Annotated in this window: 10 protein-coding genes; 7 read left to right on the top strand and 3 right to left on the bottom strand. The window is 61.5% G+C overall.

Annotation, left to right across the window (positions count from 1 at the left end; all coding sequences use genetic code 11):
* Positions 1 to 225: 225 nt before the first annotated feature.
* From secA to AC07OF_RS07090, 4 genes are all read left to right on the top strand, one after another.
* Complete coding sequence (gene secA / locus AC07OF_RS07105) at positions 226 to 2,961, top strand: preprotein translocase subunit SecA (protein ID WP_157191241.1); 2,736 nt, start codon at positions 226 to 228, stop codon at positions 2,959 to 2,961.
* Between the two features lie 127 nt (positions 2,962 to 3,088).
* The gene (gene argJ / locus AC07OF_RS07100) at positions 3,089 to 4,306 is read left to right on the top strand and encodes a bifunctional glutamate N-acetyltransferase/amino-acid acetyltransferase ArgJ (RefSeq protein WP_157191242.1); all 1,218 of its coding nucleotides are present in this window, start codon (positions 3,089 to 3,091) and stop codon (positions 4,304 to 4,306) included.
* A gap of 136 nt (positions 4,307 to 4,442) precedes the next feature.
* Positions 4,443 to 5,075, top strand: coding sequence for a glutathione S-transferase (locus AC07OF_RS07095; protein ID WP_476446560.1), 633 nt, complete (start codon positions 4,443 to 4,445; stop codon positions 5,073 to 5,075).
* A complete protein-coding gene (locus AC07OF_RS07090; protein WP_191831033.1) occupies positions 5,072 to 6,016 on the top strand; it encodes a Nudix family hydrolase in 945 nt (314 codons plus the stop codon). The genes AC07OF_RS07095 and AC07OF_RS07090 overlap by 4 nt, the downstream gene beginning before the upstream one ends.
* A 104-nt stretch (positions 6,017 to 6,120) precedes the next feature.
* Here the strand turns inward: AC07OF_RS07090 and AC07OF_RS07085 are convergent, their stop codons facing one another.
* From AC07OF_RS07085 to AC07OF_RS07075, 3 genes are read right to left on the bottom strand one after another with little or no spacing between them, the layout of a single operon-like run.
* On the bottom strand, positions 6,121 to 6,681 hold the full coding sequence (locus AC07OF_RS07085; RefSeq protein ID WP_476446561.1) for a cob(I)yrinic acid a,c-diamide adenosyltransferase: 561 nt from the start codon (positions 6,679 to 6,681) through the stop codon (positions 6,121 to 6,123).
* Between the two features lie 2 nt (positions 6,682 to 6,683).
* Positions 6,684 to 8,720, bottom strand: coding sequence for a sensor histidine kinase (locus AC07OF_RS07080; RefSeq protein WP_476446562.1), 2,037 nt, complete (start codon positions 8,718 to 8,720; stop codon positions 6,684 to 6,686).
* Between the two features lie 50 nt (positions 8,721 to 8,770).
* A complete protein-coding gene (locus tag AC07OF_RS07075) occupies positions 8,771 to 9,688 on the bottom strand; it encodes a putative 2-dehydropantoate 2-reductase (RefSeq protein ID WP_476446563.1) in 918 nt (305 codons plus the stop codon).
* Between the two features lie 113 nt (positions 9,689 to 9,801).
* Between AC07OF_RS07075 and AC07OF_RS07070 the strand changes: the two genes are divergently transcribed.
* The 3 genes from AC07OF_RS07070 to AC07OF_RS07060 all read left to right on the top strand — a co-directional run bounded on the left by AC07OF_RS07070 (position 9,802) and on the right by AC07OF_RS07060 (position 12,659).
* Positions 9,802 to 10,287, top strand: a complete 486-nt coding sequence (locus tag AC07OF_RS07070) for a YajQ family cyclic di-GMP-binding protein (protein WP_157191247.1) — start codon at positions 9,802 to 9,804, stop codon at positions 10,285 to 10,287.
* 111 nt (positions 10,288 to 10,398) lie between these two features.
* Entirely contained in the window at positions 10,399 to 11,241 is an 843-nt protein-coding gene (locus AC07OF_RS07065; protein ID WP_157191248.1) for a mechanosensitive ion channel family protein, read from the top strand.
* Between the two features lie 167 nt (positions 11,242 to 11,408).
* Positions 11,409 to 12,659 (top strand): MFS transporter, encoded by a 1,251-nt coding sequence (locus AC07OF_RS07060; RefSeq protein ID WP_157191249.1) that lies wholly within the window; start codon positions 11,409 to 11,411, stop codon positions 12,657 to 12,659.
* Positions 12,660 to 12,666: the final 7 nt, after the last annotated feature.

Genomic DNA, 12,666 nt, shown 5'->3' with positions numbered 1-12,666 from the left:
TCCGGGTGTCTGTGGCAAAACTTCATGTAGCCAATGGGTTGAAGTTGTGAAAAAAGCCCTTATTGTAAAAAAGCCCCGTCAAAGCGCTGTGCCAGCATCGTGGAAATCCGCCACTTTCCTCACCGTCGTTTCCGGGTAGAATGCTCGTTCGCATGCGGCCATAAGGGCTGCACGGGCGACTCACGGGGCCGCCCTCCATCCCTATGTGTGGAAGATCCTGTCGATATGTTTGCGCCTTTGTTAAAAAAACTTTTTGGAAGCAAGAACGAGCGCGAGGTCAAACGCCTGCTCAAGGCGGTGCAGTCCGTCAATGCCTTCGAAGAGAAGATGGTGGCCCTCTCGGACGAGCAGCTGCGTGCCAAGACCGCAGAGTTCAAAGAGCGCCTGGCCAAAGGCGAGACCCTCGACCAGCTGCTGCCGGAGGCCTTCGCCGTCGCGCGTGAGGCCGGCAAGCGGGTCATGGGCATGCGCCACTTCGATGTCCAGCTGATCGGCGGCATGGCCTTGCACGAAGGCACTATCGCAGAAATGCGCACCGGTGAAGGCAAGACCTTGGTCGCAACCCTGGGCGTGTACCTCAATGCACTGTCCGGCAAGGGCGTGCACGTGGTCACGGTCAACGACTACCTGGCCCGCCGTGACGCCAACTGGATGCGTCCGCTGTACGAATTCCTCGGTCTGAGCGTCGGCGTCGTCACGCCGTTCCAGCCGCCGGAAGAAAAGCGCGCTGCCTATGCTGCCGACATCACCTACGGCACCAACAACGAATTCGGTTTCGACTACCTGCGCGACAACATGGCGTTCAGCCTGGACGAGAAATTCCAGCGCGAGCTGAATTTCGCCGTGATCGACGAAGTCGACTCCATCCTCATCGACGAAGCGCGGACCCCGCTGATCATCTCCGGCCAGGCCGAAGACAGCTCCAAGCTGTACATCGAAATCAACAAGCTGATCCCGCGCCTCAAGCAGCACATCGAGGAAGTCGAAGGCGAAGTCACCCAGGAAGGTCACTTCAAGATCGACGAGAAGAGCCGCCAGGTCGAGCTCAACGAAGCCGGTCACCAGTTCATCGAAGAGATGCTTGCCCAGGTCGGCCTGCTGGCCGAAGGCGAGAGCCTCTATTCGGCGCATAACCTGGGCCTGCTGACCCACGTCTATGCTGGCCTGCGCGCGCACAAGCTGTTCCATCGCAACGTCGAGTACATCGTCCAGGACGGTCAGATTCTGCTGATCGACGAGCACACCGGCCGTACCATGCCGGGCCGCCGTCTGTCCGAAGGCCTGCACCAGGCCATCGAAGCGAAGGAAAACCTGAATATCCAGGCCGAAAGCCAGACCCTGGCGTCGACCACCTTCCAGAACTACTTCCGTCTGTACAACAAGCTGTCCGGCATGACCGGTACCGCTGACACCGAAGCCTTCGAGTTCGCCCAGATCTATAACCTCAACGTTATGGTCATTCCGCCGAACAAGCCGCTGGCCCGGAAAGATTTCAACGATCTGGTCTACCTGACTGCGGAAGAGAAGTACGCCGCAATCATTGCCGACATCAAGGAAAGCATGGCCCAGGGCCGTCCGGTGCTGGTCGGTACGGCCACCATCGAGACCTCCGAGCACATGTCCAACCTGCTCAAGCAGGAAGGCATCGATCACAAGGTACTGAACGCCAAGTACCACGAAAAAGAAGCCGAGATCATCGCCCAGGCCGGTCGCCCGGGTGCGTTGACCATCGCTACCAACATGGCCGGTCGTGGTACCGACATCCTCCTGGGCGGTAACTGGGAAGTGGAAGTCGCGGCCATGGAGAACCCGACGCCTGAGCAGATCGCACAGATCAAGGCCGACTGGCAGAAGCGTCACCAGCAGGTGATCGAATCCGGTGGCCTGCATGTGATCGCCTCCGAGCGCCATGAATCGCGCCGTATCGACAACCAGCTGCGTGGTCGTGCCGGCCGTCAGGGTGACCCGGGTTCCAGCCGTTTCTACCTGTCGCTGGAAGACAGCCTGATGCGCATCTTCGCCTCCGATCGGGTGAAGAACTTCATGAAGGCGCTGGGCATGCAGTCCGGCGAGGCCATCGAGCACCGCATGGTCACCAACGCCATCGAGAAAGCTCAACGCAAGGTCGAAGGTCGCAACTTCGACATTCGTAAGCAATTGCTCGAATTCGACGACGTAGCCAACGAGCAACGTAAAGTCATCTACCACATGCGTAACAGCCTGCTGGCAGCCGACAACATTGGTGACACCATCGCCGACTTCCGTCAGGAAGTGCTCGATGCCACCGTCGCTCAGCACATTCCACCGCAATCGCTGCCTGAGCAGTGGGACGTGGCTGGTCTGGAAGCGGCGCTGGCCAGTGACTTCGGCGTGAAACTGCCGATTCAGCAGTGGCTCGACGAAGACGATCACCTGTACGAAGAAACCCTGCGCGAGAAGCTCATGACCGAGCTGCTGGCGGCCTACAACGAGAAGGAAGAGCAGGCCAGCGCCGAAGCCCTGCGCACCTTCGAGAAGCAGATTCTGCTGCGCGTACTGGACGACCTGTGGAAAGACCACCTGTCGACCATGGACCACCTGCGTCACGGTATCCACCTGCGTGGCTATGCCCAGAAGAACCCGAAGCAGGAGTACAAGCGCGAGTCGTTCAACCTGTTCCAGGAACTGCTCGATTCGATCAAGCGCGATACCATCCGCGTGCTCTCGCACGTTCAGGTGCGTCGCGAAGATCCTGCCGAAGAAGAAGCCCGTCTGCGCCGCGAGGCCGAGGAGCTGGCTGCACGCATGCAGTTCCAGCACGCTGCAGCCCCGGGCCTGGAGCATACCGAGGAGCAGGAGGAGGGCGCTGATGTCGCCGTCGCCGCTGCCCCGGTGCGCAACGAGCAGAAGCTGGGCCGCAACGAGCTGTGCTGGTGTGGTTCGGGCAAGAAGTTCAAGCACTGCCACGGTCAGATCAACTAACCTCATCTGCCCGGCAGTCCGCTGATTCACGAACACCACGCCGCGACCGGTCCCGTACCGTCGCGGCGTTGTTCCATCTCAAGTACCGGTCTATTCGACCCGGTGTATTTTTTCTAGGAGCGCTTACATGGCTGTTGGTCTTGGTCCTTTGCCAACGTTGCACCCGGTTCCAGGTTTTGAACTCGGCATCGCCTCTGCGGGTATCAAGCGCCCGGGGCGCAAGGACGTGGTCGTCATGCGCTGTGCCGAAGGCTCCAGCGTCGCCGGTGTGTTCACCCTCAATGCCTTTTGCGCAGCACCGGTGATCCTTGCCAAACAGCGCGTACAGGGCACCGTGCGCTACCTGCTGACCAACACTGGCAATGCCAACGCCGGTACCGGCGCACCGGGCCTGGCTGCCGCTGAGCGCACCTGCGCCAGGCTGGCCGAGCTGACCGGCGTCGATGCCAGTGCCGTACTGCCATTCTCCACCGGTGTCATTGGCGAGCCGCTGCCCGTCGAGAAGATCGAAGGTGCGCTGCAGGCCGCGCTGGACGATCTGTCGGAAAACAACTGGGCTGCCGCCGCTACCGGCATCATGACCACCGACACCCTGCCAAAGGGCGCCAGCCGTCAGTTCCAGCATGACGGCGTGACCATCACCGTCACCGGTATCAGCAAGGGCGCCGGGATGATCCGGCCGAACATGGCGACCATGCTCGGTTACATCGCCACCGACGCCAAGGTTGCACCCGCAATCCTCAAGGACCTGATGCTCGATGGCGCCAACAAGTCGTTCAACCGCATCACCATCGATGGCGATACCTCGACCAACGATTGCTGCATGCTGATCGCCACCGGTAAAGCGGATGTCGCGGAAGTTACCGAGGCCAGCGGTCCACTGTTCGAAGCACTGAAAAAAGCGGTGTTCGAGGTGTGCATGGAAGTGGCCCAGGCCATCGTTCGTGACGGTGAAGGCGCGACCAAATTCGTTACCGTTGAAGTCAATGGCGGCGGCAACCACCAGGAATGCCTGGACGTCGGTTACGCCGTGGCTCACTCGCCATTGATCAAGACCGCGCTGTTCGCTTCCGACCCGAACTGGGGCCGCATCCTGGCTGCTGTCGGCCGTGCCGGTGTGCCTGAGCTGGACGTCAGCCTGATCGACGTTTACCTGGGTGATGTCTGCATCGCCAGTAAAGGCGGCCGCAGTGCCACCTACACTGAGGCGCAAGGCGCGGCGGTGATGGCCGAAGAGGAAATCACCATCCGTATCGAGCTGGGCCGAGGTCAGTGCAGCGAAACCATCTGGACTACCGACCTGTCCCACGAGTACGTGAAGATCAACGCCGAATACCGTACCTGATGACTTTGCAGCCGCTGTGCGGCTGATCGCCGGCAAGGCCGGCTCCCACAAGGGGCATGTACAACCCTGTGGGAGCTGGCCTTGCCAGCGATAAGGTCCGAAGGACCTTTCTCTCCACACCTTCTGGAGCCGAACCATGAGTTACCACCTGATCATCGGCGACAAGCTGTACTCCTCCTGGTCGCTGCGCGCCGCCCTGGCCCTTGAGCTGGCCGGCGCTACCTATGAAGAAACCCTGATCAAGCTCAACCAGCCCGACACCCGTGCGCGGCTGCTGGAGCACTCCCCGACGGCCAAAGTGCCATTGCTCAAGTGCGAGCACGGCATCATCGCCGACTCCCTGGCCATCGCCGAATACCTGGCCGAGCGTCATCCGCAAGCCAACCTGTGGCCGACCGACGTTGCCGCCCGTGCCCAGGCACGCTCTGCCTGCGCGCAGATGCACAGCGGTTTCTTCGCCTTGCGCGGCAATATGCCGTTCGACCTGTCTCGTGATGAAGCGCTGGAGAACATGCCGCTGGACGTGCAGGTCGATATCGACCGCATCGTCGCGCTATGGTCCGAATGCCGTCTGGCCGCCAAAGAAACCGGTCCGTTCCTGTTCGGCACGGCGAGCCTGGCGGATGCTTTCTTCGCCCCTGTCGCGGTACGCCTGCGTACCTACCGGGTGGAAGTGCCTGCCGAAGCGGCAGCCTACATCGAGACCATCTACCAGTGGCCGGCCTTCCAGGCCTGGCAGAAGGCTGGCCTGGCGGAGCGTGAAGGGTGAAACGCATACATGTAGCCGCAGCGGTCATTCGCGGTGCGGATGGCCGAATCCTGATTGCCCGTCGCGCTGATACCCAGCATCAAGGTGGTCTGTGGGAGTTTCCGGGCGGCAAGGTCGAGGATGGTGAGGCGGTTGATATCGCCCTGGCCCGCGAGTTGAACGAAGAGCTGGGCATTGTCGTCACTGCCGCGCGGCCGTTGATCAAGATCCACCACGACTACCCGGACAAGCAGGTGTTGCTGGATGTCTGGGAAGTCAGCGGTTTTACCGGTGAGCCCCATGGCGCCGAAGGCCAGCCGCTGGCCTGGGTGACGGCGCGTGAACTGCCGCAGTATGACTTCCCCGAGGCCAATCGGCCGATCGTCGCCGCGGCACGCTTGCCGGGTGAATACCTGATTACCCCGGAAGGCCTGGAAGTCCCGCAGATGTTGCGCGGAATCCAGAAGGCCATTGCCGGCGGGATCAAGCTGGTGCAACTGCGTGCCCCGAACATGTACGACCCCAAGTACCGCGACGTGGCGGTGGACGCTGTAGGCCTGTGCGCCGGCAAGGCGCAGCTGATGCTCAAGGGACCGCTGGAGTGGCTGGGTGATTTCCCCTCTGCGGGCTGGCACCTGACCTCGGAACAATTGCGCAAGTACGCCAGCAAAGGCCGGCCGTTTCCGACGGAGCGCTGGTTGGCGGCGTCGTGTCATAACGCTGAAGAGCTGGCACTGGCCGAACAGATGGGGGTGGATTTCGTCACCTTGTCGCCGGTGCAGGCGACCCAGACTCATCCTCAGGCGCAGCCGCTTGGCTGGGAGCAGGCACAGCAGTTGATCGAAGGCTTCAGCAAGCCAGTGTATCTGCTCGGTGGTGTCGGTGCTGCCGAGCGCGAGAAGGCCTGGCTGCATGGCGCTCAGGGAGTGGCGGGGATTCGCGCGTTTTGGCCTGAGGTCTGAATCAAGGGCTGCATTGCGGCCATCGCCGGCAAGGCCGGCTCCCACACAGGGTTGCAGTGCATGCAGATCTACTGTGGGAGCCGGCCTTGCCGGCGATGAGGCCCTCAGGGTTTAGCTGCAGCCTGCCATAGCACCTCGGCAACCCCTTGTCGCCGGCCAATCAAGCGCGCCGCGACAAACAGCAAATCCGACAACCGGTTGATATACGCCAACCCAACCCCAGCCAACGGCTCGACACTGTTCAGTTGCTGGCAGCGCCGCTCGGCACTACGTGCCAGGCTGCGGCACACATGAGCTTGAGCAATCAGCGCCGAGCCACTGGGCAGGATGAAATTCTCAAGCGGCCCCAGCTCCTCGTTCCAGCGGTCAATAGCCGCTTCCAGGCGTTCCACTTCTGCCGCGCTCAGCGCCTGATAACTGGGCATGGCCAGCTCACCACCGAGATCGAACAAGCGGTGTTGGCAAGGCGCCAGAACCTCGATCACTTCTTCCAGCTTGTGCTCGGCCAACCCGGCCAGCAGCAGCCCCAACTGGCTGTTAAGGCTGTCGACCTCACCAATGGCCTCGATCCGCGGATGATCCTTGGGCACCCGACGGCCGTCACCCAGGCCGGTTTCGCCTTTGTCGCCGGTACGGGTGTAGATCTTCGACAAGCGAAAGCCCATGTTCATGACTCCATTTTGTGGGGCTCGACCGCGGTCGGCGAGCTGTTGGCCAGTGGCAGGCGCAAGGTAAAGCAGGTGCCTTGCCCCGGTGCCGATTGCACCTCCATCTGGCCCTTGTGGTTGTTGGTGATGATGAAATACGACACCGACAGGCCCAGGCCCGTGCCCTGGCCGATTTCCTTGGTGGTGAAAAACGGTTCGAAAGTGCGTTTGCGCACTGCTTCCGGCATGCCGACACCGTTGTCTTCCACCTGGATCTCCGCCCAAGGCGGATTGAGCCGGGTGCGCAGGATAATGCGCCCTGGCTCGCTGTCGTCTTCACGCAGGTGGATGGCCTGGGCGGCGTTCTTCAGCAGGTTGAGCAGCACTTGTTCGAGTTCGTTCGCGGTGCATGGCACCGGTCCCAGGTTGGGATCGAACTGGCGGATGATTGCCTGACCCTTGAAGTCGAAGCCGATGGTCAGGTCGAAATCGTTGCCGGCAATCTCCACCGCCTGGTCGATCAGTGCCGGCAAGTCGCAGGGAGCCAGCTGGCGGTTGCTGCGCCGGCTGAAACTGAGCATATGGGTGACGATCTTGGCGGCGCGGGCCCCGGCCTGCTGGATGCCGTCCAGCAGCTGCGGCACTTCGCGGCTTTCCAGGTAGCGGTTGACGATGGGCAGGTCGATGCCAAGTTCGCTGGCCTGTTCCTGGTTCTTCGCCAGGTCCGGTGACAGGCGCCGGCGAATGTTCTGCACGTTGTGCAGGATCGCTCCCAGCGGATTGTTGATTTCATGGGCCATGCCAGCGGCCAGGCCGCCGACCGAGAGCATCTTCTCCGACTGCACCATCATTTCTTCCAGGGACAGGCGCTGGGTGATGTCGTCGATACGGATAACCACGCCACGTCCGCCGCCGCCCATCAGTGGATAGAAGGTCAGGGCGTAATGCCGGGCATCGTCGTCTTTGGTCCAGGTCACCCGTTCGATTTTCGCCACCCGGTGTTTCTCGACACTTTCCTTGAGTTGCGGCAGGAACGGTTTGAGCGGCTCGAAGGCGAGGAAGATCGGCTGGTTCAGTGCTTCGTCGAGCGGCGTGCCGGACAGGGCGCTGGCTTCCTGATTCCACTGGGTCACGTAGAGTTGCTCGTCGAGAGCGATCAATGCCGAGGGCATGGAGTCGATGATGCTGTTGAGGTAGTTCTGAAAGCCGGTGAGTTTTTTCTCGATCTTGCTGCGTACCTGGACTTCCAGCTCGAGCTTGCGGTTGGTATGGCGGGTTTCCTCGGCCAGGCCCTGAGCCTGGTCATAGGCATCCTGAAACTCGTCACGAGCGCGTTTGAGCTGCTGTTCACGCGCTTCGATGCGCGTGAGCATGGTATTGAAGGCTTCGGCCAGGCTGCCGATTTCATCGTCGTTGCCGCGTTGGGCGCGCAGGGAGTAGTTTTCCTCGCGGGTAACCTGGCGTGACAGTTGTTCGAGCTGGTTGATCGGCTGGGTAATCAGGCGCTTGATCTGCCGGGCGATGATCATCCACAACAGGATACTGAACACCAGAATGCCCAGACTGGCGGTGAGAATACCGGTGTAGAAGGCCATCGGCAGTTCACTGCTGGCCACCATCAACAGGTAGCCAGGCGGGCTGCCCGGGCGGGGCAGTTTGGTCAACTGGGTACTGCGAAACTCGGTCAGGCGCCAGTTCTCGATATGGCGATAGCGGGTAGGCAATGGCAGTTGCTCACCATGCTGCAACTGCGCGAGCAGTTTGCCATCGCTGCCGTACACTGCGGCCGCCCGCAACGGGGTATAGCTGTCGAGCTCTTTGAGCAGGGCCTTGGCGGATTCGGGTGAGTCGGCTGCCTGTGAGGCAAGCTGTGGATTGGCCACCAGTCGACCGATGGTCTGTAGCGCCTGCGGCGCCATGCTCTCCTGGGAGATCCAGTAAGCGGCGCTGATGAAAGTCAGGTTGGCCACCAGCAAAATGGTGATCAACAGCACCAGCAGGGCGGCCAGCAGTTTCTGGCCGACCGGCAGGTTTTCCAGGCGTTCGCGCAGCGTCATGTGATAGCGGGATCCCGGTCTGTGGGTGAAAGGGCAGGGTAACGCTGCGTTCAGTCGCAGGGCAATCCGCGTGCACTCAGGTGTTCGAGCAGGCGCCGGTAGAGTCGTTCCAGGTGCGGCAGCTCAAGGCTGTGGCGGCTGGCGACGCGGCAGGCGTGGCCAAGCAGGTAGTGGATTTCGGTGCGTCGGCCCTGGCGAACATCCTGGTACATGGAAGAGTAGTTGGCGGCGGTGGCCTTGATCACCCGTTCCACTTCCTCGCTCAAGCCGTCGGCGGCTTCGGGCTGGCCGCAGCATTGCAGCAGCTCGCTGAGTTCGGCGCAGAGCGTGGCCACTTCACAGTGGTGCGCTTCGAGGCCGCCATTGCGGCAGTCGTGCAACACGGTCAGCGGGTTGATTGCGCAGTTGAGCGCCAGCTTGCGCCACAGCCGGGTGAGGATGTCAGGCGTCCACTCATGGGGGATACCGGCATCGCTCAGGTCATCGAGCCACTCCGGGGCCAGCGGGTTGGCCTGGTCACCCAGCCAGTTGAAGCCGTGTCCGGCGAAATTGACCTGCCAATCGGCCTGGCGAAACGCGCCTTCGGTGCTGGAGGCGAAGATGCAGCGGGCGTGAGGGACCTGATTGGCGACCGCGTCCTGGCTACCCAGGCCGTTCTGCAGCAGGATCAGTTCGGCGCCGTGGACCAGGCGTGGCGCCAGTTGCGCCACGGCGTGCTCGGCATCATAGGCCTTGCAGGCGACCAGCAGGCGATGAATGGGCGTGGTGTCGTGTGCGGTTTGCGCCGGTATCGCATGCAGTTGGGCCTGGTCCTTTTCGATCAGGGTCAGGCCGCCCGCCGCTTCATAGGCCTTGAGGCGCTCTGCATCGCGCAGGATCAGCCGGACCGCTTTGCCCGCACGGGCCAGACGGCAAGCCCAGAGGCTGCCCAGACTGCCGGCGCCGAGAATATGCCAGGTGCTGCTCATCAGCGTTTCGCAACCGTTATAATGAGCCGGTATTTTAACCGTCAAACCCTGCGCGCTCCATCGCGCTCTTTCAGCAGAGCCGCGAGCGTGCGTTTATTTTATGGAGAGAAGGTATGCCGTCGTTCGACGTGGTATCGGAACTGGACAAGCACGAAGTCACCAACGCCGTGGAAAACGCGGTCAAGGATCTGGACCGTCGCTATGACCTCAAGGGCAAGGGCAGCTTCGAGTTCAAGGAAAAGGACCTGACCGTCACCCTGACTGCCGAAGCCGAATTCCAGCTCGAAGCGATGATCGAGATCCTCAAGCTGGCTCTGGTCAAGCGCAAGATCGACGTGCAGTGCCTGGAAGTGAAGGACGCCTACGCTTCGGGCAAAGTGATGAAGCAGGACGCCACCCTCAAGGAAGGCATCGACAAGGAGCTGGCGAAGAAGATCGTCGCTCACATCAAAGATGCCAAGCTCAAGGTCCAGGCCGCCATCCAGGGCGAGCAGGTACGCGTCACCGGCAAGAAGCGTGACGATCTGCAGGAAGCCATTGCCGCACTGCGTGGCAAAGAGTTCGGCATGCCGCTGCAGTTCAACAACTTCCGCGACTGATCGAAGCATTTCGGGAACCTTGGCGCCGTTTTGGCGTCCGAGGTTTCTATGGCCGCTGAAACGATTGCGGCGTGATCTTTACAGTTTTTGCTTCGGCATCAGGAGAACATTATGGATTTGAGTGCTGAAGTCGATCAGCTGGTTAAAACGTCGCAAAGCTGGATTCCCTTGATCATGGAGTACGGCAGCCGCCTGTTGCTGGCGCTGCTGACCCTGGCCATTGGCTGGTGGGTGATCAACAAGGTGACCTACCGTCTGGGCAAATTGCTTGCCTTGCGTAATGCCGACCTGGCGCTGCAAGGCTTTATCAGCAGCCTGGCGAACATCATTCTGAAGATTCTGCTGGTGGTCAGTGTTGCCTCGATGATCGGCATCGAGACCACCTCGTTTGTCGCCGCTATCGGTGCTGCCGGCCTGGCCATCGGTCTGGCCCTGCAAGGCAGCCTGGCGAACTTCGCCGGTGGTGTGCTGATCCTGCTGTTCCGTCCGTTCCGCCTGGGTGACTGGATCGAAGCCCAGGGTGTGGCCGGTACTGTGGACAGCATCCAGATCTTCCACACTGTGCTGCGTACCGGTGACAACAAGACAGTGATCCTGCCCAACGGCAGCCTGTCCAACGGCATCATTACCAACACCAACCGTCAGCCGACCCGCAAGGTGGTGTTCGATGTCGGGGTCAATTACGAGGCCGATCTGCAGAAGGCCCGTCAGGTGTTGCTGGAGCTGGCCAAAGATCCACGCGTTCACCAGGACCCGGCGCCACAGGCCGTGGTCTCGCTGCTGGGTGACAGCTCGATCACGCTGTCCTTGCGGATCTGGGTGAACACTGCTGACTACTGGGATGTGCTGTTCATGCTCAACGAGCATGCGCGTGATCGTCTGAAGGAAGAGGGTATCGACATTCCCTTCCCGCAGCGGGTGATCCGCGTAGTGCAGGAAGCGGCGGTGCAGTAAGTACCTTTGCCAATCGCGGGGCAAGCCCGCTCCCACAGAATGCCGGTGGGAGCGGGCTTGCCCCGCGATGCTTTCCCCCTCATTACACTTGTTCACGTCTTCGCGCTACCTGCGCCCCAGGCTTTCTGGCATACAGGCTGGCTTATTTCTGTTTGCCCGGTCTTATCATGCTTACCCCCCTGATCAACATCACGCCATTGCGAGCCTTCTGCTTCGCCATGACCCTGGCGCTTTTCGAGCTGCTGACCTACCTCGCCAGCGATGTGGTGATGCCTGCCATGCCCGTGGTGGTCGCCGATCTCGATGCCAGCCCTGCGTACATTCCCCACGCCCTCAACCTGTACCTGCTTGGCGGTGTGCTGCTGCAATGGCTGATCGGTCCGCTGGCTGATCGCTATGGCCGCAGGCCGCTGTTGCTGGTGGGCTGTGCGATTTTCTGTGTGACCTGCCTGGCGGCCTTCTGGGTTCAGGGCATCGAACTGTTCAACCTGCTGCGGCTGTTGCAGGGCATCGGCCTGGGCTTTGTGGTGACGGTCAGTTACCCGGCCTTGAACGAGGCCTTCAGCGAAGCCGACGCGGTGCGGATGATGGCGCTACTGGCCAATATCGCACTGCTTTCGCCACTGCTCGGGCCGCTGGTTGGCACTTTGTTGCTGGAGTGGGTGTCGTGGCGTTGGCTGTTCGTGATCTTCGGCGCTTGCGCAGTGCTGTCGTGGCTGGCGCTGTACCGCTTCATGCCAGAGACGCTGGGCGTCGAGCGCCGCGATGGTTCGCGCCTGGCGTGCCAGCCGATCCACCTCAAATCATTGTTGGCCGGCTATGTGCAATTGCTCGGCAACCGCCAGTTTGTGGCGGGAAGCGCGGCCCTCGGCCTGGTCGGCCTGCCATTGATCGGCTGGATCGGGCTGTCGCCGGTGCTGCTTATTCACGATGAAGGCTTGAGTACCCTGGACTATGCCCTGTGGCAGTTGCCGGTGTTTGGTGGCCTGATCCTGGGCAACCTGATCATCAACCGCATTGCTGATCGTTACCCGCTCAAGAGCCTGGTGCGGCGAGCGCTCTGGCCTTTCCTGGCGGGGCTGCTGGGCATGATGCTGGCCACCTGGCTGGTGCCCGGCGTACCCAGCCTGGTGGCGGGGCTGTCGGTCTACGCCCTGGGCCTGGGCATTGCCAACGCCGTGCTGTACCGCATGACGCTGTTCTCCAGCGAGCAGAGCAAGGGCCTGGTTTCGGCCATGCTGGGGATGATTACCATTGCCCTGCTGGGGCTGGGCGGCGCTTTGCTGGCGATGCTCGGTGCCGGTGCCAGCCTGTTGAGTTTCGCCCTGGCGGCGGGGCTGGCGGGTATTCTGGCGCTATGGCCGTTGAGGATCGTTCTGGGGGCTTGCGTCGAGCAAGCCGAGGCGATGCCGGAATAGCGCCGGC

The organism is Pseudomonas sp. GW821-FHT10B02 (genome assembly GCF_059415665.1).
This window is presented reverse-complemented; position numbering and strand designations above follow the sequence as displayed.

What these genes read in the sequence shown, in the direction of transcription:
- secA (WP_157191241.1), top strand. Translation starts at nt 226, where the DNA reads ATGTTTGCGCCTTTGTTAAAAAAACTTTTTGGAAGCAAGAACGAGCGC.
- argJ (WP_157191242.1), top strand. Translation starts at nt 3,089, where the DNA reads ATGGCTGTTGGTCTTGGTCCTTTGCCAACGTTGCACCCGGTTCCAGGT.
- AC07OF_RS07095 (WP_476446560.1), top strand. Translation starts at nt 4,443, where the DNA reads ATGAGTTACCACCTGATCATCGGCGACAAGCTGTACTCCTCCTGGTCG.
- AC07OF_RS07085 (WP_476446561.1), bottom strand. Translation starts at nt 6,681, where the DNA reads ATGGGCTTTCGCTTGTCGAAGATCTACACCCGTACCGGCGACAAAGGC.
- AC07OF_RS07080 (WP_476446562.1), bottom strand. Translation starts at nt 8,720, where the DNA reads ATGACGCTGCGCGAACGCCTGGAAAACCTGCCGGTCGGCCAGAAACTG.
- AC07OF_RS07075 (WP_476446563.1), bottom strand. Translation starts at nt 9,688, where the DNA reads ATGAGCAGCACCTGGCATATTCTCGGCGCCGGCAGTCTGGGCAGCCTC.
- AC07OF_RS07070 (WP_157191247.1), top strand. Translation starts at nt 9,802, where the DNA reads ATGCCGTCGTTCGACGTGGTATCGGAACTGGACAAGCACGAAGTCACC.
- AC07OF_RS07065 (WP_157191248.1), top strand. Translation starts at nt 10,399, where the DNA reads ATGGATTTGAGTGCTGAAGTCGATCAGCTGGTTAAAACGTCGCAAAGC.
- AC07OF_RS07060 (WP_157191249.1), top strand. Translation starts at nt 11,409, where the DNA reads ATGCTTACCCCCCTGATCAACATCACGCCATTGCGAGCCTTCTGCTTC.